At 66.1% G+C, this 21321-nt stretch carries 23 protein-coding genes; 15 read left to right on the forward strand and 8 right to left on the reverse strand.

Features of this window, described 5'->3' with window-relative positions; genetic code table 11:
* Positions 1–21 precede the first annotated feature (21 nt).
* Together LMQ14_RS11405 and LMQ14_RS11410 are read left to right on the forward strand one after the other, a co-directional pair.
* Entirely contained in the window at positions 22–534 is a 513-nt protein-coding gene (locus LMQ14_RS11405) for a DUF4126 domain-containing protein (protein ID WP_267734830.1), read from the forward strand.
* On the forward strand, positions 531–1901 hold the full coding sequence (locus tag LMQ14_RS11410) for an FAD-containing oxidoreductase (RefSeq protein ID WP_267734831.1): 1371 nt from the start codon (positions 531–533) through the stop codon (positions 1899–1901). The genes LMQ14_RS11405 and LMQ14_RS11410 overlap by 4 nt, the downstream gene beginning before the upstream one ends.
* Before the next feature lie 10 nt (positions 1902–1911).
* Here LMQ14_RS11410 and LMQ14_RS11415 read toward each other — a convergent pair whose 3' ends face one another.
* Complete coding sequence (locus LMQ14_RS11415) at positions 1912–2802, reverse strand: RecB family exonuclease (protein ID WP_267734832.1); 891 nt, start codon at positions 2800–2802, stop codon at positions 1912–1914.
* Between the two features lie 73 nt (positions 2803–2875).
* Between LMQ14_RS11415 and trmI the strand changes: the two genes are divergently transcribed.
* On the forward strand, positions 2876–3718 hold the full coding sequence (trmI, locus tag LMQ14_RS11420; protein WP_267734833.1) for a tRNA (adenine(58)-N(1))-methyltransferase TrmI: 843 nt from the start codon (positions 2876–2878) through the stop codon (positions 3716–3718).
* A gap of 2 nt (positions 3719–3720) precedes the next feature.
* Here trmI and LMQ14_RS11425 read toward each other — a convergent pair whose 3' ends face one another.
* The gene (locus LMQ14_RS11425; protein ID WP_267734834.1) at positions 3721–4023 is read right to left on the reverse strand and encodes a DUF503 domain-containing protein; all 303 of its coding nucleotides are present in this window, start codon (positions 4021–4023) and stop codon (positions 3721–3723) included.
* A complete protein-coding gene (locus LMQ14_RS11430; RefSeq protein ID WP_267734835.1) occupies positions 4023–4643 on the reverse strand; it encodes a hypothetical protein in 621 nt (206 codons plus the stop codon). Before LMQ14_RS11430 ends, LMQ14_RS11425 begins: the two co-directional genes overlap by 1 nt.
* A gap of 311 nt (positions 4644–4954) precedes the next feature.
* Between LMQ14_RS11430 and arc the strand changes: the two genes are divergently transcribed.
* The gene (gene arc / locus LMQ14_RS11435; RefSeq protein ID WP_267734836.1) at positions 4955–6784 is read left to right on the forward strand and encodes a proteasome ATPase; all 1830 of its coding nucleotides are present in this window, start codon (positions 4955–4957) and stop codon (positions 6782–6784) included.
* A gap of 20 nt (positions 6785–6804) precedes the next feature.
* Here the strand turns inward: arc and LMQ14_RS11440 are convergent, their stop codons facing one another.
* Positions 6805–7425: a hypothetical protein gene (locus tag LMQ14_RS11440; RefSeq protein ID WP_267735457.1), complete on the reverse strand. Its 621-nt coding sequence runs from the start codon at positions 7423–7425 to the stop codon at positions 6805–6807.
* Positions 7421–8611 carry a hypothetical protein gene (locus LMQ14_RS11445; RefSeq protein ID WP_267734837.1) on the reverse strand — a complete coding sequence of 397 codons (1191 nt, stop codon included), beginning with the start codon at positions 8609–8611 and terminating at the stop codon, positions 7421–7423. The genes LMQ14_RS11440 and LMQ14_RS11445 overlap by 5 nt, the downstream gene beginning before the upstream one ends.
* A gap of 195 nt (positions 8612–8806) precedes the next feature.
* On the opposite strand from LMQ14_RS11445, the gene dop reads away from it, so the two are divergent.
* The 5 genes from dop to pafA all read left to right on the forward strand — a co-directional run bounded on the left by dop (position 8807) and on the right by pafA (position 13670).
* Positions 8807–10315 (forward strand): pup deamidase/depupylase, encoded by a 1509-nt coding sequence (gene dop, locus LMQ14_RS11450; RefSeq protein WP_267734838.1) that lies wholly within the window; start codon positions 8807–8809, stop codon positions 10313–10315.
* A 103-nt stretch (positions 10316–10418) separates the two neighbouring features.
* Entirely contained in the window at positions 10419–10613 is a 195-nt protein-coding gene (locus LMQ14_RS11455) for a ubiquitin-like protein Pup (protein ID WP_066814536.1), read from the forward strand.
* Complete coding sequence (gene prcB, locus LMQ14_RS11460; RefSeq protein WP_267734839.1) at positions 10610–11491, forward strand: proteasome subunit beta; 882 nt, start codon at positions 10610–10612, stop codon at positions 11489–11491. Before LMQ14_RS11455 ends, prcB begins: the two co-directional genes overlap by 4 nt.
* Positions 11488–12255, forward strand: a complete 768-nt coding sequence (gene prcA / locus LMQ14_RS11465) for a proteasome subunit alpha (RefSeq protein WP_267734840.1) — start codon at positions 11488–11490, stop codon at positions 12253–12255. The genes prcB and prcA overlap by 4 nt, the downstream gene beginning before the upstream one ends.
* 56 nt (positions 12256–12311) lie before the next feature.
* Positions 12312–13670: a Pup--protein ligase gene (gene pafA / locus LMQ14_RS11470; RefSeq protein WP_267734841.1), complete on the forward strand. Its 1359-nt coding sequence runs from the start codon at positions 12312–12314 to the stop codon at positions 13668–13670.
* A 6-nt stretch (positions 13671–13676) separates the two neighbouring features.
* Here the strand turns inward: pafA and LMQ14_RS11475 are convergent, their stop codons facing one another.
* Positions 13677–14618, reverse strand: coding sequence for a ferritin-like domain-containing protein (locus tag LMQ14_RS11475; RefSeq protein WP_267734842.1), 942 nt, complete (start codon positions 14616–14618; stop codon positions 13677–13679).
* A 128-nt stretch (positions 14619–14746) separates the two neighbouring features.
* Positions 14747–14917: a CsbD family protein gene (locus LMQ14_RS11480; protein WP_267734843.1), complete on the reverse strand. Its 171-nt coding sequence runs from the start codon at positions 14915–14917 to the stop codon at positions 14747–14749.
* Positions 14918–15557: 640 nt separating this feature from the next.
* On the opposite strand from LMQ14_RS11480, the gene LMQ14_RS11485 reads away from it, so the two are divergent.
* The gene (locus LMQ14_RS11485) at positions 15558–16265 is read left to right on the forward strand and encodes a GAF and ANTAR domain-containing protein (protein ID WP_267735458.1); all 708 of its coding nucleotides are present in this window, start codon (positions 15558–15560) and stop codon (positions 16263–16265) included.
* Positions 16266–16334: 69 nt separating this feature from the next.
* Entirely contained in the window at positions 16335–17090 is a 756-nt protein-coding gene (locus tag LMQ14_RS11490; protein WP_267734844.1) for a GAF and ANTAR domain-containing protein, read from the forward strand.
* 6 nt (positions 17091–17096) lie between these two features.
* Here LMQ14_RS11490 and LMQ14_RS11495 read toward each other — a convergent pair whose 3' ends face one another.
* Entirely contained in the window at positions 17097–17909 is an 813-nt protein-coding gene (locus tag LMQ14_RS11495) for a GAF and ANTAR domain-containing protein (RefSeq protein WP_324291116.1), read from the reverse strand.
* Positions 17910–18011: 102 nt separating this feature from the next.
* Between LMQ14_RS11495 and LMQ14_RS11500 the strand changes: the two genes are divergently transcribed.
* The 4 genes from LMQ14_RS11500 to tatC all read left to right on the forward strand — a co-directional run bounded on the left by LMQ14_RS11500 (position 18012) and on the right by tatC (position 21320).
* Positions 18012–19001, forward strand: a complete 990-nt coding sequence (locus tag LMQ14_RS11500; RefSeq protein WP_267734846.1) for a helix-turn-helix transcriptional regulator — start codon at positions 18012–18014, stop codon at positions 18999–19001.
* Entirely contained in the window at positions 18998–19969 is a 972-nt protein-coding gene (locus LMQ14_RS11505; protein ID WP_267734847.1) for a helix-turn-helix transcriptional regulator, read from the forward strand. Before LMQ14_RS11500 ends, LMQ14_RS11505 begins: the two co-directional genes overlap by 4 nt.
* Positions 19970–20041: 72 nt before the next feature.
* On the forward strand, positions 20042–20308 hold the full coding sequence (tatA, locus tag LMQ14_RS11510; RefSeq protein ID WP_267734848.1) for a Sec-independent protein translocase subunit TatA: 267 nt from the start codon (positions 20042–20044) through the stop codon (positions 20306–20308).
* A gap of 43 nt (positions 20309–20351) precedes the next feature.
* The gene (tatC, locus tag LMQ14_RS11515; RefSeq protein WP_420714636.1) at positions 20352–21320 is read left to right on the forward strand and encodes a twin-arginine translocase subunit TatC; all 969 of its coding nucleotides are present in this window, start codon (positions 20352–20354) and stop codon (positions 21318–21320) included.
* Position 21321 lies beyond the last annotated feature (1 nt).

Consider the following 21321-nt stretch of genomic DNA (forward strand, 5'->3'; position numbering starts at 1 on the left):
TCGTTCCCAGGAGGGGTCGCCGTGACACATGTCCTTGTTCTGTTGCTGGCTTTGCTGATTGGCGTCGTCGCCGGGTTGCGCTCCCTGACGGCTCCCGCCGTGGTCGCGTGGGCGGCCTATCTCGGTTGGATCGACTTGCACGGCACCTGGGCCTCCTGGATGGCGAACATCATCACCGTCGTCGTATTCAGCGTTCTCGCCGTCGGCGAATTGGTCAACGACAAGCTGCCCAAGACGCCACCCCGCACGGCGCCACCGGTGTTCGCTGCCCGGCTCGTCATGGGCGGGCTGGCGGGCGCGGCACTTGGCGCCTGGCCGCACTGGACCTTTTCCGCGCTCGGGGCCGGTGTCATCGGCGCGGTGCTCGGCACCCTCGGTGGCTATCAGGCCCGCAAGCGGCTGGTGGCGGTCAGCGGCGGGCGGGACCTGCCGATCGCGCTGCTCGAGGATGCGGTCGCGGTCTTGGGCGGGTTCGCCATCGCTGCGCTGACGGGGCACGAGCTGGCCGAGTACCTCGTCTCGGCCGTTAAGTGACCGCGCATTTCGATGCGATCATCGTCGGTGCCGGCCAGGCCGGCCCTCCGCTTGCCGGGCGGCTGACCGCCGCCGGCCAGCGCGTCGCGATCGTCGAGCGCAAGCTGATCGGCGGCACCTGTGTCAACAATGGGTGTATTCCGAGCAAGACGCTGGTCGCCAGTGCGCACGTCGCCCAGCTGGCTCGTCGCAGCGCCGAATTCGGTGTCGCGACCGGATGGATCAGCGTGGACATGGCGAAAGTCAAGGCCCGCAAAGACGGCATCGTGCTGGCCGACCGTAAGGGCGTCGAGGACTGGCTGGACGGCATGGACGGCTGCACCGTCTTTCGCGGCCACGCCCGTTTCACCGATCCGCACACCCTGAGTGTCGACGGCGAGGAGCTGCACGCCGACCGGATCTTCCTCAATGTCGGTGGCCGCGCGGTGGCCCCCGACATCCCGGGCCTGGACGAGGTCGACTACCTCACCAACGTGTCCGTCTTCGAACTCGACACGCTGCCAACACGTTTCGTCATCATCGGCGGCAGCTACATCGCGCTGGAGTTCGCCCAGATGTACCGGCGCTTCGGGTCAGCGGTCACCGTCGTGGAGCGGGGTCCGCGGCTGGCCTCCCGCGAAGACGAGGACGTCTCGGCCACCATCAAGGAGATCCTGGAGGCCGAAGGCATCGACATCGTCCTCAATGCCGACGACGTGCGGGTCAGCAAGAGCGACAACGGATTCGAACTCACGCCTCGCGCCGGTGCCGACCCGATACCCGGAAGTCATCTGCTGGTGGCGGTGGGGCGCCGGCCCAACACCGACGACCTCGGCCTGGACGCCGCCGGTGTGCAGACCGACGCGCGCGGCTACATCGTCGTCGACGATGCACTCAAGACCAACGTCGATCACATTTGGGCGATGGGCGATTGCAACGGCAAGGGCGCATTCACCCACACCTCGTACAACGATTTCGAGATCGTGGCCGCCAACCTGCTCGACGACGATCCGCGCCGGGTCAGCGACCGCATCACCACCTATGCGCTCTACATCGATCCGCCGCTGGGGCGCGCCGGGATGACCGTCAGCGAGGTCCGAGCGTCGGGCCGCAAGGCGCTGCTCGGGAGGCGGCCGATGACCAGGGTCGGCCGAGCCGTGGAAAAGGGTGAGACGCAAGGCTTTATGCAGGTCGTCGTCGATGCCGAAACCGGTCAGATCCTCGGAGCGGCCATCCTTGGGGTCGGCGGCGACGAGGCGATTCACGCCATCCTGGACGTCATGTCGGCCAAGGCGCCGTACACCACGCTGTCGCGCACGATGCACATCCATCCCACCGTCAGCGAGCTGATTCCCACCATGCTGCAGGAGATGTCACCGCTCGACTAGCGGGCCGCGATTATGCCGCCGGTTCGGTTGGATGTGAAATAGCTTGCGCCCGCACGTTATCCGGCCAGCCGGGATAGGGCGGCGGGGTGCCGCCGAAAACCGGACAGTACTCGTGGTGCGGACACCAATCGCACAACCGTGACTTGCTCGGACGGAAATCGCCTGTCGCACCAGCGGATTGGATGGCGCGCCAGATCGCCATCAGGGTCTTCTCGAAGCGCAGCAGCTCGTCGAGCTCGGGTGAGTAGTCCAGCACCTGGCCGTCGGCGAGGTAGATGAGGCGCAGCCGGGTGGGCGGCACACCGCGGGTACGCAGCAGCGCCACCGCATAGAACTTCATCTGGAACATCGCCTTGAATTCGGCCAGCGCTCGCGCCTCCGGTGGCGCCTTGCCGGTCTTGTAGTCGACCACCCGCAGCTCGCCGGTGGCGGCGACGTCGATCCGGTCGATGAACCCGCGCAGCAGTGTGCCGTCGGCAAGCTCCACCTCCACCCGCTGTTCGCAACACTGCGGATCGAACCGGGTCGGGTCTTCCAGCCGGTAATAACCGAACAGCAGCGCGCGGGCTTCCTCCAGTACCTGGGTCCGCTGGGCGGAGTCCAGCTCGGCGAACCGGTCGGGCTCGGCGGCCATCACCTGCTCCCAGGCGGGCTCCACCAGCGAAACCGCGGTCTCAAGGCCACGTGCTGCCGCGGGCAGGCCGTAGAGCTGCTCGAGTGCGGCGTGCACCACCGAGCCGCGGATCTGTGCCGTCGACGGCGGCTCGGGCAGCCGGTCGATCGCCCGGAACCGGTACAGCAACGGGCACTGCTTGAAATCCGCCGCTCGCGACGGCGACAGTGCCGGTCTCGAAGCCGGTCTCGAAGCCGCCCCCGCCTGGTCTTGCGGCTGGTCGGTCATATTCGCAGCCTAGGACGCACTGCCGACAACCCCGAGCATCGCCAACGGCGAGTCGGCTGGCACGCTGAACGGCGTGTCCAACACCGGTCCATTCGTCGTCGGCGAGCGCGTCCAGCTCACCGACGCCAAGGGCCGGCACTACACGATGGAGCTCACGGAAGGCGCCGAGTTCCACACCCATCGCGGCGCGATTCCGCACGACACGATCATCGGGCTGCAACAGGGCAGCGTGGTCAAATCCAGCAACGGCACCCCATACCTGGTGCTGCGCCCCCTGCTGGTCGACTACATCATGTCGATGCCGCGGGGGCCGCAGGTCATCTATCCCAAGGACGCCGCTCAGATCGTCCACGAGGGCGACATTTTCCCGGGTGCCCGCGTGCTCGAGGCCGGAGCCGGATCCGGTGCGCTGACCTGTTCGCTGTTGCGCGCGGTGGGGCCCGACGGGCAAGTGGTCTCCTACGAAGTGCGCGCGGATCACGCCGAACATGCGCGGCGCAACGTGGACGTCTTTTTCGGTCGGGCGCCCGCCAACTGGGAGCTGATCATCGGCGACGTCGTCGATTCCGGGCTGCCCGACGACTCGTTCGACCGGGCCGTGCTGGACATGCTCTCGCCGTGGGAGGTGCTGGACGCCGTGTCGCGGCTCGTCGTCGCCGGCGGGGTACTGGTGATCTACGTCGCCACGGTCACCCAACTGTCGAAGGTGGTGGAGGCGCTGCGGGCTCAGGAGTGCTGGACCGAGCCGCGCGCCTGGGAGACGATGCAGCGCGGTTGGCATGCTGTCGGCCTGGCGGTCCGGCCCCAGCACACGATGCGCGGGCACACCGCGTTCCTGGTGGCATCCCGACGGCTGGCGCCGGGAACAGTGGCCCCGATGCCGTTGGGCCGCAAGCGTCCGGGCCGGGACGGCTAGCCCTAGTCCTCGCTGTCCTCGCTGCGCATCAGTGAGCGTCGCACCGACAGCAGCTCGAACTCGGGATGCGCGGCGACCAGACGTTCGGCAGCGTCCAGGACTTCGACCGCGTGGGCACGGTCACCGGACACGACGGCCACCCCGATGCCCGCTCGCCGATGCAGATCCTGCGAACCCGTCTCGGCGGCCGACACGCCGAACTTGCGGCGCAGTTCGGCGACAACGGGACGGATCACCGAGCGTTTTTCCTTGAGCGATCGCACGTCGCCCAGCAATACGTCGAATTCGAGCCAGGCGATCCACATCAGGGCGACGGAGGCGGGGCAGGCGGAGGCGGGGCCGGCGGCTGGACGGGTTCCGGCGGCGGAGGCAGGGGAAGTGTCAGGCTGAGTGGGGGAGGCGTCGGGGTCGGCGAGTTGCCCAGTGCCAACAGCATTTCCGCGGTCCGGCGGGAAAGCTGCCAGCCGCCCTGAAAGGGCGCGAACTCCATCGGAAAGGCGAACGCGCCGCTGCTTCCCTTGGCGGTGTTGACGCTGACGAGGGACACCACGTTGGCCGGATTCTTGTCCGACCACGCGATGTTGTTGGCCACGAAACTCATCGGCAGGTAGCCGTTGTCGCGCAGCGCGTTGATGAACTTGTCCAGCGTGGCCGCGCTCTCCGGCGTTGCGCCTTCGACGAGGGTGACCTTGTTGATGCCCGGAACGTTCGGGTCGACAAGCCGGTTCAGCACTTCGACGAGAGCCTCGGGCACCGGCAGGGGAGCGGTCGGGGGAGCCGTGACGATCAACGGACTGGACGTCGGCGCGGTCACCGCCGAACGAGTCGACGGCAGCACCTTGGGCTCGCTGTGCGTGCACGCCGCGAGCCCCACAGCCGCCACGGCGGTGGCGGTGCTCAGTGCTACGGACAGGTGTCGCTGCATCCCTCGAACCGGCCGGGCTATTCGGCCACGCCTGATTCTTGGAGGGTGGCGGTTGCTGCGATCGGGCCAACTGGTGCAATGGAAGTCACAGTTGGAAACATTGCGTTGATGACCGCGACCACGGCAAGGCCTGTGGTGAGGGGTTTTGCGGTCAAGGGGTGTCCTTCCGGTGGTCCCAAATCGACGCCGAGGTTACCAGCGGGAGTAAAGACGCGACTTTTGATGGCTTTTGAGTTCACGCATGAACGGCCAATCGCCGGTAGCGTTATAAGGATCCACCGCATCAATTCGGGGCGGGAAAGGAGCGCAACATGGGTGAATCAGAGCGTTCTGAAGCATTCGGGGTCGATGACGAAACCGGTATGTCCAGCAGCGATGCCGCCGAGCTTGAACAGTTACGTCGCGAAGCAGCGGCACTGCGCGAGCAACTCGAGCAAGCCGCCGGGTCGGCAGGCAGCACGCGCTCCGCGCGCGATGTGCATCAGCTCGAAGCCCGCATCGACTCGCTCGCCGCGCGCAATTCCAAATTAATGGAAACTCTTAAAGAGGCGCGGCAGCAGTTACTTGCGTTGCGCGAAGAGGTCGATCGTCTCGGGCAGCCGCCCAGCGGCTACGGCGTCTTGCTCTCGTCCCACGAGGACGAAACGGTGGACGTGTTCACCTCGGGTCGCAAGATGCGATTGACCTGCTCGCCCAACATCGACGTGGCGTCCTTGCGCAAGGGCCAGACGGTCCGGCTCAACGAAGCCCTGACCGTCGTCGAGGCCGGCACGTACGAATCCGTCGGCGAGATCTCGACTTTGCGCGAGGTGCTCAACGACGGCCACCGCGCATTGGTCGTGGGCCACGCCGACGAGGAACGGATCGTGTGGCTGGCCGACCCACTGGTGGCCGAGGACTTGCCCGACGGCGTTCCCGACGCACTCAACGATGACACCAGGCCGCGCAAGTTGCGGCCTGGCGATTCTCTACTGGTCGACACCAAGGCCGGCTACGCCTTCGAGCGCATCCCGAAGGCCGAGGTCGAGGACCTGGTGCTCGAAGAGGTGCCCGACGTCAGCTACCAGGACATCGGTGGTCTGACCCGCCAGATCGAGCAGATCCGCGACGCCGTGGAGCTGCCGTTCCTGCACAAGGACCTGTACCGGGAGTACGCGCTGCGTCCGCCCAAGGGTGTGTTGCTGTATGGCCCGCCCGGTTGCGGTAAGACGCTGATCGCCAAGGCGGTCGCCAACTCGCTGGCCAAGAAGATGGCGGAGGTGCGCGGCGACGACGCCCGCGAGGCCAAGTCGTACTTCTTGAACATCAAGGGCCCCGAGCTGCTGAACAAGTTCGTCGGTGAGACCGAGCGCCACATCCGGCTGATCTTCCAGCGCGCCCGCGAGAAGGCGTCCGAGGGAACACCGGTGATCGTCTTCTTCGACGAGATGGATTCGATCTTCCGCACCCGCGGTACCGGCGTCTCCTCCGACGTCGAGACCACGGTGGTCCCGCAGCTGCTGTCCGAGATCGACGGCGTCGAAGGGCTGGAGAACGTCATCGTGATCGGCGCCTCCAACCGTGAGGACATGATCGACCCCGCGATCCTGCGGCCGGGACGTCTCGACGTGAAGATCAAGATCGAGAGGCCCGATGCCGAAGCGGCACAAGACATCTTCTCGAAGTACCTGGTCGAGACGCTGCCGGTGCACGCCGACGACATCGCCGAGTTCGACGGCGACCGTGGCGCGTGCATCGCGGCGATGATCGAAAAGGTCGTCGAGCGGATGTACGCCGAGATCGACGACAACCGGTTCCTGGAGGTCACCTACGCCAACGGTGACAAAGAAGTCATGTACTTCAAGGACTTCAACTCCGGGGCGATGATCCAGAACGTCGTCGACCGCGCGAAGAAGAACGCGATCAAGGCGGTGCTGGAGACCGGCCAATCGGGCCTGCGGATCCAGCATCTGCTCGACTCGATCGTCGACGAGTTCGCCGAGAACGAGGACCTGCCCAACACCACCAACCCCGACGACTGGGCGCGGATCTCGGGCAAGAAGGGCGAGCGGATCGTGTACATCCGCACCCTGGTCACCGGCAAGTCGTCGAGCGCGTCGCGCGCCATCGACACCGAATCGAACCTCGGCCAGTACCTCTAGGGACTCAATCCCTAAGCGGTTCAGTCGAATTCGAACGAGTAGCTGTTCGTCAGGTCATCCTGCGTCACGCGGGCGGGGCGAGTCGTGGTGTCCACCCGCAGCGTCTCGGTGAGCACGCGCGGCACATAACTCCACCCCTCGGGCAGCGTCAGCCGGTCGGCCAGCCCGGCCAGCTCGGCCCGCGACAGGTTGGGGTCGGCGACCTGGCTCCAGGTCTGCATGACCCAGCGCTTGCCGTCGGGATCGATCAGCTCGTAGATCTGTTCGCCGGCGTTGAAGACGAAGACCGTATTGCGGGTCACTTCGTTGACGGTGTACGGCGCGGGGTTCATCGACGACAGCTGCACGGTGGCCTGCTTGATCATCTCTATCCCGCCGAACGTCATCCGCTGCTGCGGACCGTCGGCCTGCTTCTCGATGGCGTTCATCAGCCAGTAACGCGGGCCGTTCAGCAAGGCCGCTGCGGCGCCGTGTTCTTGCGCGATCGCCTGGGGGTCGAGCTTGGACCACAACTCGGCCGGACAGTCGTTGAGTCCGAAGCTGTTGTAGACGGTGGCTTGTGGGCCGGATTCCCCGACCTCGACGAGAAGTACTTCGCCGTAACGCTTCCCGGACAGGTCGGACACCAGGCTGAAGTTAATCGGGGACCCTGGCGGCGTCAACAACGTCCGCGCTGTCGGACTCGTCGGCGACGTTGCCGAGGTAACGGTTGCGCGCCGCGAGCGCGGTGTGCAGGTCGTCGATCAGGGGGTCGAGGAACATCCCCCGGTACTCGTCGTCGTCGACCGCTCGCGCGCTGATGTACATGAACGTCAGCGCGCCCAGGAAAAGGCACATGTGGATCAGCGAGTCCGGCGCCGGAAAGGTCATGCCCAACACCGTCGTGGTCATGTCCTGATGGTGTGTCCACTCCTTGAGCAGCGGTGGCGTGAGAATGATGACGCCCAGAATCAGGTACATGGTGGCGCCGACGCCGGCCACCACCAGAATCTCGATCAGTTGCGAGGTCGCGAGCAAGAAGACGGCATTGAGGCGCTCCGACGGCTTGAGAGGTGAGCCCGCCGCGGGGCCGTGCATGGTGGCGAAGGGGGTGTTGACGAGGCTCTGGCTGCCTTCGGGCAGCGACGCCGTCGACCTCAGCAGCGGGCGCACCCGCTCGACGGTCTTGGACACCACGAACGCCGCCGCGATGCCCATCAGAAAAACGATGGCCAGCGTCAGCCGCTCCCCGTTGATGTTCGCGGCCATCAGCCAGACGTAGGTGTTGAAGAACACCAACGCGGTCAGCAGCACGATCGGCAGGGCCCGGATTGCCAGCGTGCCGACCGTCGAGAGGTGCTCGAACGTCATCCGCACCGCCCAGGCCAGCACCGACCCGACGCCGCAGCCGGTCAGCAACAGCACCACGACCAGGATGACGGCGTCGCGGGTCAATTGGATCGGGCCGGATTCGAAGATCCCGCACCCGACCGCGACGGCCAGCGCCGCGGTCGCGACGGCCGCGCGGGTGCGCCCGCTCGAGATCCGCGACACCAGCCAGCCGAGCAGGGCGGCCAGCGGGAGCGCGACTGCCAGCAGCGCGAGGATCGCCCACTGGCGGGTGGTCGGTGTCCCGTTGATGAAGACCTCGTTGCCGTCGCTGATCAGATAGACGCCCAGCAGGCAAACTTCGACCGCCGCCCACGCGGCCAGCATCGGAGCGCACCGCGGCCAGAGTCGTCGCCAACGGCCCCGCCGGGTCAGCACCGACGGTAGGCCGCGCTCCAGGAACCATCGTTCGGCCGCTGCCTTCTGGCCGTCCGGTGTGCGGCGCTGAGTTAAACCCACACCGGGTCACCCTAGTGGCGCAGCAACCGGTGCGCTGGTCGTTTTCGCGCAGGTCAGAATTTGTCCGGTGGCGCGCTCGGCAATCCCTTCGAATTGTCTTTGGGCCTTGGGTATTTCAACAATCCGCGGCCCGTCGTCGGCGGCGGTCGCCTTGCCCCGGCGTGGGACGCATCGTCGGGGGCCTACCCTTGACGCATGCAACGGATTATCGGGACGGAGGTCGAGTACGGCATTTCGTCGCCGTCCGACCCGACCGCCAACCCGATTCTTACTTCGACTCAGGCGGTGTTGGCCTACGCGGCCGCCGCCGGCATTCAACGCGCGAAGCGCACCCGCTGGGACTACGAGGTGGAGTCGCCGCTGCGCGACGCCCGCGGTTTCGACCTGAGCCGCTCGGCCGGGCCGCCGCCGGTGGTCGACGCCGACGAGGTCGGCGCGGCAAACATGATCCTGACCAACGGGGCGCGGCTCTACGTCGACCATGCGCACCCCGAATACTCCGCGCCCGAGTGCACCGACCCGCTGGACGCGGTGATCTGGGACAAGGCCGGTGAGCGGGTGATGGAGGCCGCCGCGCGCCACGTCGCCAGCGTGCCCGGGGCCGCCAAGCTGCAGCTCTACAAGAACAACGTCGACGGCAAGGGCGCCTCGTACGGATCGCACGAGAACTACCTGATGGCGCGGCAGACGCCGTTTTCGGCCATCATCGCCGGTCTGACGCCGTTTTTGGTGTCCCGGCAGGTCGTCACCGGCTCCGGTCGCGTCGGTATCGGCCCCTCCGGTGACGAGCCCGGATTCCAGCTCTCCCAGCGCTCCGACTACATCGAGGTCGAGGTCGGGCTGGAGACCACGCTGAAGCGCGGCATCATCAACACCCGCGACGAACCGCACGCCGACGCCGACCGGTATCGCCGGCTGCACGTGATCATCGGCGACGCGAACCTCGCCGAGACGTCGACCTACCTGAAGCTGGGCACCACGGCGCTGGTTTTGGACCTGATCGAAGACGGCCCCCAACACGGGATCGACCTGAGCGACCTGGCGCTGGCCCGGCCGGTGCACGCCGTGCATGCGATCAGCCGCGATCCGTCGCTGCGCGTCGCGGTGGCCATGGCGGATGGCCGGGAGCTGACCGCCCTTGCGCTGCAACGGCTTTACCTCGACCGGGTGGCCAAGCTGGTCGACGGTCGCGACCCGGACCCGCGGGCGCTCGACGTCGTGGAAACCTGGGCGCACGTGCTCGACCTGCTCGAGCGCGACCCCATGGAATGCGCTGAGCTGCTGGACTGGCCGGCCAAGCTGCGGCTGCTCGAGGGTTTCCGGCAGCGGGAGAACCTGAGCTGGTCGGCGCCCCGGCTGCACCTCGTCGACCTGCAATATTCCGATGTCCGGCTGGACAAGGGCCTGTACAACCGGCTGGTCGCGCGCGGCTCGATGAAACGTCTGGTCAGCGAACACCAGGTGATCGAGGCGGTGGACAACCCGCCGACCGACACGCGCGCCTATTTCCGCGGCGAATGCCTGCGTAGGTTCGGGGCCGATATCGCCGCCGCCAGTTGGGACTCGGTGATTTTCGATCTTGGTGGTGATTCGCTGGTGCGCATCCCGACGCTGGAGCCGCTGCGGGGCAGCAAGGCGCACGTAGGAGCGCTGCTGGACTCCGTGAACAGCGCCGTCGAACTCGTGGAACAACTGACGAGCTGAGCCTGGTTAACCGAAGAACGTCGGGTAGGACCGGTAGGGTAGAGATACCAGCGGGCATGCTTACGCGGCTAGTAAGCGAGCCCAGACGAAGCAGGAGGCGGCGATGGCGCAGGAGCAAACAAAACGCGGCGGTGGCGGCGGCGACGACGATGACGTCGTTGGCACCACGGCCGCGGGCCAGGAGCGTCGCGAGAAACTCACCGAGGAAACCGACGATCTGCTCGACGAGATTGACGACGTCCTAGAGGAAAACGCGGAGGACTTCGTCCGCGCGTATGTCCAAAAGGGCGGACAGTGACCTGGCCTTTTCCCGACCGCCTGCCCACTACCTCGGCTCTACCCGGATTCTCTTCGGTAAATACGTCCTCATTCGCTGACTTGTTGCGCCGTCAGGCGCCGGAATTGCTTCCGGCGGTCCTGGGTGGCGGCGGTGGCCACTCCGGTGGTGATGCCGGGAATCTGCCGCACGGCACCACGATCGTGGCCCTGAAATACCCAGGCGGTGTCCTGATCGCCGGTGACCGGCGTTCGACCCAGGGCAACATGATCGCCGGGCGGGACGTCAAGAAGGTGTACATCACCGACGACTACACCGCGACCGGCATCGCCGGCACGGCCGCGATCGCCGTCGAATTCGCCCGCCTCTATGCCGTGGAACTGGAGCACTACGAGAAGCTGGAAGGCGTTCCGCTCACGTTCGCCGGCAAGGTCAACCGGCTCGCGATCATGGTGCGCGGCAACCTGGCCGCCGCGATGCAGGGGCTGGTGGCCCTGCCGCTGCTGGCGGGTTACGACATCCACGCGGCCGACTCGGAAAGCGCCGGACGCATAGTCTCGTTCGACGCCGCGGGCGGCTGGAACATCGAAGAAGAGGGTTACCAGTCGGTGGGTTCGGGGTCGATCTTCGCCAAGTCCTCGATCAAGAAACTGTATGCCCAAGTCACCGATGTCGATTCGGCGCTGCGGGTAGCCGTGGAGTCGCTGTACGACGCCGCCGACGACGATTCCGCCACCGGTGGCCCGGATCTGGTTCGCGGTATCTTCCCGACGGCGGTCGCCATCGGCCCCGAAGGGGCGGCCGATGTGCCCGAGCGGCGCATCGCCGAATTGGCCCGCGAGGTCATCCAAAGTCGCTCGCGCGCGGACACTTTCGGCCCGGATGGCGGTGAGAAGTGAGCTTCCCGTATTTCATCTCGCCTGAGCAGGCGATGCGTGAGCGCAGCGAGCTCGCGCGCAAGGGCATCGCTCGGGGCCGCAGCGTGGTGGCACTGGCCTACGCCGGCGGCGTGCTGTTTGTTGCGGAGAACCCGTCGCGGTCCTTGCAGAAGATCAGCGAACTGTATGACCGCGTGGGCTTTGCGGCCGCGGGCAAGTTCAACGAGTTCGACAATCTGCGGCGCGGCGGGATCCAGTTCGCCGACACCCGCGGCTACGCCTACGACCGCCGTGACGTCACCGGCCGGCAGCTGGCCAACGTCTACGCGCAGACCCTTGGCACCATCTTCACCGAGCAGGCCAAGCCGTACGAGGTGGAGTTGTGCGTCGCCGAGGTCGCACACTACGGCGAAACCAAAGCGCCTGAGATGTACCGGATCACTTACGACGGTTCCATCAATGACGAGCCGCATTTCGTGGTGATGGGCGGCACCACCGAGCCGATCGCAACCGCGCTCAAGGACTCGTACGCCGAAAACGCGGACCTGCGCGACGCTTTGGGGATCGCGGTCGACGCGCTGCGGGCCGGGAGTACCAACGGCGGCGACGAGCCCAGCCTGGAGGTGGCCAGCCTCGAGGTCGCCATCCTAGATGCCAGCCGGCCGCGCCGGGCGTTCCGCCGGATCGGCCGGTCCACCCTGGAAAACCTCCTGCAGGAAGCGGATCCGAAGGGTTCGAAATCGGATTCGGAGCCGTCGGATTCCGACGGCGAATCTTCGGATTAGACCCGCGGGCGCGGCTTGCTGACCGTCGCCCTGACACAACAAGTACCCTCGATGTTGTGCAGCGACGAATCATGGGCATCGAGACCGAGTTCGGTGTCACCTGCACGTTCCACGGCCATCGCCGCCTGTCCCCGGACGAGGTAGCCCGCTACCTGTTCCGCCGGGTGGTGTCGTGGGGCCGCAGCTCCAATGTCTTCTTGCGTAACGGCGCTCGCCTGTACCTCGACGTCGGCAGCCATCCCGAGTACGCCACCGCCGAGTGCGACAGCCTGGTGCAGCTGGTCACCCACGACCGGGCCGGGGAATGGGTGCTGGAAGACCTGCTGGTAGACGCCGAGCAGCGACTTGCCGACGAGGGCATCGGCGGCGACATCTACCTGTTCAAAAACAACACCGACTCGGCGGGCAACTCCTACGGCTGCCACGAGAATTACCTGATCGTGCGGGCCGGTGAGTTCTCCCGGATCTCCGATGTGCTGCTGCCCTTCCTCGTCACCCGGCAGCTGATCTGCGGGGCCGGGAAGGTGCTGCAAACCCCCAAGGCCGCGACGTTCTGCCTATCGCAGCGTGCCGAGCACATCTGGGAAGGCGTTTCGTCGGCCACCACCCGTAGCCGGCCGATCATCAACACCCGCGACGAGCCGCACGCCGACGCCGAGAAGTACCGGCGGCTGCACGTCATCGTCGGCGACTCGAACATGTGCGAGACCACCACGATGCTCAAGGTGGGCACCGCCGCGCTTGTGCTGGAGATGATCGAATCGGGCGTGCCGTTCCGCGACTTCTCGCTGGACAACCCGATCCGCGCCATCCGCGAGGTCAGCCACGACGTCACCGGCCGCCGCCCGGTGCGCCTGGCCGGTGGGCGTCAGGCCAGCGCGCTGGACATCCAGCGCGAGTACTACACCCGCGCTGTCGAGCACCTGCAGACCCGCGAGCCCAACGCGCAGATCGAGCAGGTCGTCGACCTGTGGGGCCGGCAACTGGACGCCGTCGAAAGCCAGGACTTCGCCAAGGTCGACACCGAGATCGACTGGGTGATCAAGCGCAAGTTGTTCCAGCGCTACCAGGACCGCTACAACATGGAGCTGTCCGACCCGAAGATCGCCCAGCTGGACTTGGCGTACCACGACATCAAGCGTGGTCGCGGCGTCTTCGACCTGCTGCAGCGCAAGGGCCTGGCGACGCGGGTCACCACCGACGAGGACATCGCCGAGGCCGTCGACAACCCGCCGCAGACCACCCGCGCCAGGCTGCGCGGCGAGTTCATCAGCGCCGCTCAGGCGGCGGGCCGCGACTTCACCGTCGACTGGGTCCACCTCAAACTCAACGATCAGGCGCAGCGCACCGTGCTGTGCAAGGACCCATTCCGGGCGGTCGACGAGCGAGTCAAACGCCTGATCGCGAGTATGTAGGCCAGATCAGTTTCGGGCGCTCTCCTGCGCTTTGACCGCGACCAGCTGGTTGTTGATTGCGGTGGACGCCCCGGCACGGTCTTTGTGGTTCTGCTCGTAGCGCAGTAGGGCGGCCAATGCGCCGGAGTCGGTGAGTCCTTGGACCTCGGACTCCACCTCGTCCACGGTGAGGTCGTCGTAGTTGGCGATGGGCAACTCGTCTTCGCTGAGGCCGCCGGCGAATACGCGGGTTCGATGCAGCGCGGACGCGATGCTGCTTGCTCCCCGTCGGGTGGCGATCTGCTCTGCTTGCTGAAGTCCGGCGTCGCGGCCGGTGGTCAAGGAATCCACGGCGGCGTCGGTGACGGTGGCGACGCGCGAGCGGGTGCGGGCAACGGCCTCGGCGGCTGCGTTGATCCGCGCGGCAGTCCAGCGGCTCGGGTAATTGGCGGCCCTGGTGATTCGACCCACCGCCGTCTGAACCGGCGTGGGGCGCACGGCAGTGACCTTTCCAGCGGCTTCTTGGGCAAGCACCGAGTTGATCCACTCGATGGTTTCGTGATGCGCAGCCTGCAGTCGTCGCGCAAGCAATTGGGTATCGACATCCTCGGTCGCATGGGCGAGCACCTCGAGATAGGTTGCGCGGTCAAGCAGTTGATGTTCCAGGGCGAGATCGCCGAATAGTGCCGCCGCTATTGGCTGCCCTTGTTCGAATACGGCCTTGGCCAGCGCGGCAGCCCGGCCCAGCGCTGGGGTGACCACGTCGGGAACACCGCCGAGTTCACGCAGCGCCGCCGCGATCAATCCCGCGCGTTCTTGCGCGTTCGCCGCGTTCGTCGTGAATTGTTGGCGCACTGTGTCGTTGCGGGCCTGTGCCAACCGGGTTTGCGCGATCTGAATCTCGGTGTTGGTCAGTTGATGCAGTATGCGAAGTTGGCCGACGAGCTTCGCGGTGTTGGTGTCAGTCATGCTTTCTCCTGAAGAGTTCGGGCGTGGTAGCGCGAAACATATTGTCGCGCTTAAATTTCGAAAAATTCATGGCGAGCGAAGTGATGTGGCCCGCCGAGTTGATCAACGGCGGGCCACACCAAGAACGCTTACTTGAATATGTCCTTGACGTTCTCGCCGGCCTTCTTCACGCTGGACTTGGCCTGGTCCTTCTTGCCTTCGCCTTCTGTGTCCTTGTCGCCGGTGATCTTGCCGGCCTGCTCCTTGGCTTTACCCGCAACGTCCTCAGCGGCATTCTTGATCTTGTCGGTCATTCCCATGGGTGTTTCCCTTCTGTGGTGATCGGCCGCGAAAGCGGACGACCGTCAAACGACCCCGAGGGTCGCCCTGGACTGGCTACCCGGATCAGCCCAGGCGGCAGATACTGTGTTATTCCCTTGTGCTGCAAGCATTACCCAGGCGTCCGATCGATCTGATTGGACGCGCACCGCGGCGTCGTAATCGCGAAAGCCCTTGGCAGTAATGTCGTTTCGAGATGGGATTTAAGAACGGGTCGGTTCAGCAGCGCAGCATAGCTGCGCCCAGTCACGTCGGAGGCACGGTAACGGGGCCACCGGAATCGACTGGCTTGTTAGAAGTCCGGCCTGAACAGATGCTTGCGGCTCATACTTAACCGCTCCGGACTGGGAAGTACCAACTAGCGCAACGCTACGCGCTGCTGGGCCATTTGGCCACTCCGGCAATTGGATACGGCTTCGCCGGTTCGGGCGTGGAAAACCGGGTACCCTTCGACTCAGTCGACACGCCGACCAGCCCGCACGCTTCACCGGCAGCTGCGACGGCAAACTCGAGAGCCCGGGTGTATCGCCACTAGGTGGTCAGAGAATGGTGGACCGATGATCCCGGGAACGAAATCTCAGGTCAGTTGCGCTGACTCGGCCGATGCGTGTCCGGATCACCGTGACAATCCGTGAGCAACTGCTGGCCGCGGTCGGTGGCGAGCGGCGGCTAGAAGCAGGAGACCGGTTGTGCCACGCCTGCGTGAACCTCCTCGAGGTCGATGCCGCGGCAATCTCGCTGGTCTTCGATGGTGCCAACGCCGCAACGCTGGGGTCGAGCGGGTCGCTGGCGCGGGCTTATGACGAGCTGCAGTTCACTCTGGGTGAGGGGCCGTGCTTGGAATCGGTAGCCCTTCGGGCTCCTGTCCTGGTAGTCGACCTGGCCGACCCGGACGAAGTGCGGTGGCCGGCGTATGGGGCCGCGATGCTGGGCTACCAGATCCGAGGCGTGTACGCGATGCCGGTTCTGGTTGCGGGCGAATATGTCGGAGCACTGGATCTGTTTCGCGCCCACCCGGATCCGTTGGGCGCCGAGCAACTGGCCGGTGCGGTGGCGGCCGCCGAGTTGGCAGCCATCCCGGTACTCGATCTGATGAATGCAGACCTGCAGGCCGCAATGTCCGATCCGAGCAGCGACGCATGGGTCGAACTGAACACGCTGTCGCGCGCGGAGGTCAGCCAGGCCACCGGCATGCTGATGGCGCAGCTCGAGATCGACGCAACAGAGGCCCTGGTCCGGCTGCGGGCACACGCGTACGCGACAGACCGCAGCGCCGTCGACGTCGCCCGCGACATTCTGGACCGACGGCTGACGCTGGAGGAGGATTGATGTCGTCATCGTCTGAAGTGTCAGGGCCCGTCGGGACGTCATGCGGGAGCATCCGAGAAGGAGCCGAAGATGACCGACGCTAGCCGGGAGACTCGAGTTCTGGACGCTGTCGTGACGCTCGTCGACAGCCTGCTGGACGACTTTGATGTGGTCGAGCTGTTGACCGAACTCACCGAACGTTGCGCGGAGCTACTCGATGTTGCCGCCGCCGGGTTCCTGCTGGCTGATCCGTTGCAGAGCCTGCATCTGTTGGCGGCGACTTCGGAGAAGGCGCGCGATTTGGAGCTCTTCCAACTGCAGGCCGACGAAGGACCCTGTCTGGACTGTTATGCGAGCGGGCAACCGATTTCGGTGGCGGATCTGGCCGCACAAACGGCGCGCTGGCCGCGGTTCGTTCCGGCGGCTGTCGAGGCCGGCTTCGCCTCGGTGCATGCGGTGCCGATGCGCGCGGCCGGCATCGTTTTGGGCGCCTTGGGCTTGTTCGGCACACGTCCGGGCGAACTTAGTGCAGCGGACCTGCTGGTCGGGCAAAGCCTGGCACACATCGCGTGTGTGGCGATCGTGCAGGAACACGCCCCAACTTCGTCCGTGGTGGAGCCACGACTACGCAACGCGATAACGGCTCGCATCGTGATCGAGCAGGCTAAGGGATTTGTCCGCGAAAGACTCGACGTATCAGTGGAAGACGCGTTCACATTGCTACGTCGCTACGCGCGCGCAAACGACGATCATCTGACGGACGTCGCTCGTCGGCTGATTGCTGAGCCCGAGTCTCGTCCGGCAATGCTCGCCGCCATGGCGACGATGAATTCCTCACTGCCGTAGATACTTTCAGGAGAAATTGTGGCGGGCGCGGGCCCGCCGCACAGATAGCTCGACCAGTCGCTCGGCGACCAGATGCAGCTTGACGTTCTCCTCCTGGCTGATCTTGATCAGCCGATCGAAGGCTTCCTCCTCGCTGGCCCCGGATCGGCCGCGAATGATTCCGACGGCCTGGTCGATGACCGACCGGCTACCCAGCGCCCGCTGCAACTGCTCGGCCCGCTGCTGGGCCGCCATCAGCAATCGCGCGTTGTGGACCGTCACAGCCGCCGGCCCCGCGAACTTTGTGCCTATGGCCACCGCGTGTTCGGCGAATGCGTCGAGGGTGTAGGCGTAGGCGTTGATGACGCCGATCACCCGCTCGCGGAGTAGCAGCGGCAGCGATAACGCCGAATTCACGCCCAGGCGCACCACCGCGCTGCCCAGGCGCGGCCAACGTGGGTCATCACTCATGGACCCACTGACGCAAGGACGTGCGGTGTGCATCGAACTAACGCACGGGCCCTCCCCGTGACGCTCGTACTGAAGTGTGTCGACCTTGCGGACGAACTCGGCGGTCACGGCCCACGACTGGGCACGCAGTGGCACCGCAGACGGGTGGGCCACCGTCACACCGGCGCCGTCAGCGCCAGGGATTGCATGGGCCGCGAATTCGGCTATCTGGGTGAGCGACTCGTCCAGCGTCGACGCGTCGACGACGATCGCGGCCAATCCGCTCAGCCCCGCCTGCAAATCCTCTTCGTCGGCGCTATATTGCTCTTGCGTGAGCTCAGCCTCGGGCGGGGGCATCCGACCCGGCTGGCTGTCGTACTCGGCCAACACCGCCCTCCTTCCTCAGCTGCGCGAGCGAGCTCCTCGATAACGCCGACAGAGTTTCCTGCGCCCGAGTTAATGAAACTCCACCGCACCCCTAAGCTGCTATGGGTGGCGACCTCGAAAGTCGAACGACTGGTAAATCTCGTCATCGCCCTGCTGTCCACTCGCGGCTACATCACCGCCGAAAAGATCCGGTCCAGCGTGGCGGGTTATTCGGAAAGCCCCAGCCTCGAGGCGTTTTCCCGGATGTTCGAGCGCGACAAGAATGAACTGCGCGACCTCGGCATCCCGCTCGAGGTCGGCCGGGTGTCGGCGCTGGACCCCAGCGAGGGTTACCGCATCAACCGGGATGCGTACTCGCTGCCGCCGGTCGAGCTGACCGCGGACGAGGCGGCCGCGGTCGCCGTTGCCACCCAGCTCTGGGAGTCACCCGAACTGATCACCGCGACCCAGGGCGCGCTGCTAAAGCTGCGCGCCGCCGGCGTCGACGTCGACCCCGACGCTCCGGTGGCTATCGCCTCCCCGGAAGGTGTGCCGGGTCTGCGCGGGTCGGAGGAAATTCTCGGAATCCTGTTGTCCGCCATCGATTCCCGACAGGCCGTGCAGTTTCCGCACCGGCCATCGCGCGCCGAGCCGTACACGATGCGCACCGTCGAGCCGTGGGGCGTGGTCACCGAGAAGGGCCGCTGGTATCTCGTCGGCCACGATCGTGATCGCGACGCCACTCGCACTTTCCGGCTCTCCCGCATCGGCGCCGAGGTCGAGCCGATCGGCCCGGCCGACGCCGTCACCGTCCCCGACGGTGTCGACCTGCGCAAGATCGTCGCGCAGACGGTGGCCGAGACACCGACCGGCGGGCAGGCACTGGTGTGGGTCGCCGACGGTCGGGCCACCGCGCTGCGTCGTGCCGGACGGTCCACCGGCGCCCGGCAACTGGGTGGCCGCGACGGCGAGGCGATCGAGCTCGAGATCAGCTCCACGGACCGGCTGGCCCGCGAGATCGCCGGATACGGGGCTGACGCGGTCGTGCTCGAGCCGCAGCCGCTGCGTGACGACGTGTTGGCCCGGTTGCGCGCCCAAGCTGAGGTTCCGGCATGACACCGGTATCCACCCGCCTGGTCCGGCTGCTCAACATGGTGCCGTATTTCCAGGCCAATCCGCGGATCACCCGCGCCGAAGCCGCCGCGAAGCTGGGGGTGTCGGAAAAGCAGCTGGAAGAGGACCTCAACCAGCTGTGGATGTGCGGCCTGCCCGGTTACTTCCCCGGTGATCTGATCGACTTCGAGTTCTCCGGCGACACCATTGAGGTGACGTTCTCGGCGGGCATTGATCGCCCGCTGAAGCTCACGTCGCCCGAGGCCACCGGCCTGCTGGTCGCACTGCGGGCGCTCGCCGACATTCCGGGCGTCGTCGATCCGGAGGCGGCGCGCAGCGCGATCGCCAAGATCGCCGCCGCGGCCGGGGCCGTCGGGCAGGACGCGACGAGTGCGGTGACCGCAATCGACGAGCCGGCGCCCATCGAGAACCGGGCCGCGGCCGCCGTGCGCACGGCCGTGCAGTACAAACACGCGCTGGCCATCGACTACTACTCGGCCTCGCACGACACCCTGACCAGCCGGATCGTCGATCCCATCCGGGTGTTGCTGATCGGCGGGCACAGCTATCTGGAGGCGTGGTCGCGCGAAGCCGAGGGCGTGCGGCTGTTCCGATTCGACCGGATCGTCGAGGCCACCGAGCTGGGCGAGCCGGCCGCCCCACCCCAGCCGGCGCTGCAGGCGCCGCCCGACACGTCGCTGTTCGACGGCGATCCGTCCCTGCCGTCGGCCAAGCTGCGGGTGTCGCCGTCGGCGTCGTGGATGTTCGAGTACTACCCGATGCGCGAGGTACGCGAGTTGCCCGACGGATCCTGCGAGGCGGTCATGACCTACGCCTCCGAGGGCTGGATGACCCGCCTGGTGCTGGGCTTCGGCCCGGACGTGCGGGTGGTTGAACCGCAATCACTTGCGCAGCGGGTACGGGATGCCGCGGCGGCGGCCTTGGAGTCTTACCAGGCAGTGACGTCCTGACCCCTCGGCGCGGGCACACCGGCAGAGGGCTGCGCTGCGGTAGCATCGGGTGGACGTCTGGAGGTAATAAAAGTGGGCAGTCTCAGTCCCTGGCACTGGGCGATCCTCGCGGTCGTCGTGATCCTGCTGTTCGGTGCCAAGAAGCTCCCGGATGCAGCGCGCTCGCTGGGCAAGTCAATGCGCATCTTCAAGTCCGAGCTGAAGGAAATGCAGTCGGAAAACAAGCCCGACGCGCCTTCCATCGAAACCCCTGCGGCGGCTCCCCAGCCCGTGCAGTCGCAACGGGTCGACCCGTCGGCGGCTTCCGAGCAGGGCCACACCGAAGCGCGCCCCGCCTAGCGGGACATCGGCCGCGGTGCCTGAGCGCCATTGACCGAGCGTCGTGAAAGCATTCAAGACTCCAGCGCGCACTGCTGCGTTCCTGAAGCATCTCAACCCGCGCAATAGGCGCAGTCGGACCAATCCCGACGCGACGATGTCGCTGGTCGACCACCTGACCGAGCTGCGCACCCGGCTGCTGATTTCGTTGGCCGCGATCATGGTCACCACGATTTTCGGGTTTATCTGGTATTCGCATCCGCTGTTCGGGGTGGAGAGCCTGGGCGAATGGTTGCGCCATCCCTATTGCTCGCTGCCGCAGTCGGCGCGCGCGGACATCAGCGCCGACGGGCAGTGCCGACTGCTGGCGACCGCGCCGTTCGACCAATTCATGCTGCGGCTCAAGGTCGGCATGACGGCGGGGATCGTGATGGCCTGCCCGGTGTGGTTCTACGAGCTGTGGGCGTTCATCACACCCGGGCTGTATCAAAAGGAACGCCGCTTCGCGATCGGGTTTGTGATCCCCGCCGCGCTGCTGTTCGTCGGCGGTGCGGTGCTGGCCTACTTCGTGCTGTCTCAGGCGCTGGGCTTCCTGCTGACCGTCGGCAGCGACGTGCAGGTGACGGCGCTGTCCGGCGACCGCTATTTCGGCTTCCTGATCAATTTGCTGCTGGTGTTCGGATTCAGCTTCGAATTCCCGCTGCTGATCGTCATGCTCAACATGGTCGGGGTGCTGCCCTACGAAAAGCTCAAGGCGTGGCGGCGCGGCCTGATCTTCGGGATGTTCGTGTTCGCGGCGGTGTTCACGCCCGGCTCCGACCCGTTTTCGATGACCGCGCTGGGGGTCGCGCTGTCCGTGTTGCAGGAGCTGGCCATTCAGATCACCCGCATCCACGACAAGCGAAAAGCCAAGCGCGAAGCCCAAACCGCGATCCCCGACGACGAAGCGTCGGTCATCGAGCCGGCCCAGCCGATATCCGAGCCGGCGCCCGAACCGTCGTTCATCGCCGGGCAACATGACGACGTCACGTAAA

It is taken from the genome of Mycobacterium sp. Aquia_213 (assembly GCF_026625985.1).
Classification (GTDB): domain Bacteria; phylum Actinomycetota; class Actinomycetes; order Mycobacteriales; family Mycobacteriaceae; genus Mycobacterium.

Bases quoted from the DNA above. Each gene is read 5' to 3' on its own strand.
- LMQ14_RS11415 (WP_267734832.1), bottom strand. From the start codon at position 2,802: ATGACCGACCAGCCGCAAGACCAGGCGGGGGCGGCTTCGAGACCGGCT.
- LMQ14_RS11425 (WP_267734834.1), bottom strand. From the start codon at position 4,023: ATGTGGATCGCCTGGCTCGAATTCGACGTATTGCTGGGCGACGTGCGA.
- LMQ14_RS11430 (WP_267734835.1), bottom strand. From the start codon at position 4,643: ATGCAGCGACACCTGTCCGTAGCACTGAGCACCGCCACCGCCGTGGCG.
- arc (WP_267734836.1), top strand. From the start codon at position 4,955: ATGGGTGAATCAGAGCGTTCTGAAGCATTCGGGGTCGATGACGAAACC.
- dop (WP_267734838.1), top strand. From the start codon at position 8,807: ATGCAACGGATTATCGGGACGGAGGTCGAGTACGGCATTTCGTCGCCG.
- LMQ14_RS11455 (WP_066814536.1), top strand. From the start codon at position 10,419: ATGGCGCAGGAGCAAACAAAACGCGGCGGTGGCGGCGGCGACGACGAT.
- LMQ14_RS11475 (WP_267734842.1), bottom strand. From the start codon at position 14,618: ATGACTGACACCAACACCGCGAAGCTCGTCGGCCAACTTCGCATACTG.
- LMQ14_RS11480 (WP_267734843.1), bottom strand. From the start codon at position 14,917: ATGGGAATGACCGACAAGATCAAGAATGCCGCTGAGGACGTTGCGGGT.
- LMQ14_RS11490 (WP_267734844.1), top strand. From the start codon at position 16,335: ATGACCGACGCTAGCCGGGAGACTCGAGTTCTGGACGCTGTCGTGACG.
- LMQ14_RS11505 (WP_267734847.1), top strand. From the start codon at position 18,998: ATGACACCGGTATCCACCCGCCTGGTCCGGCTGCTCAACATGGTGCCG.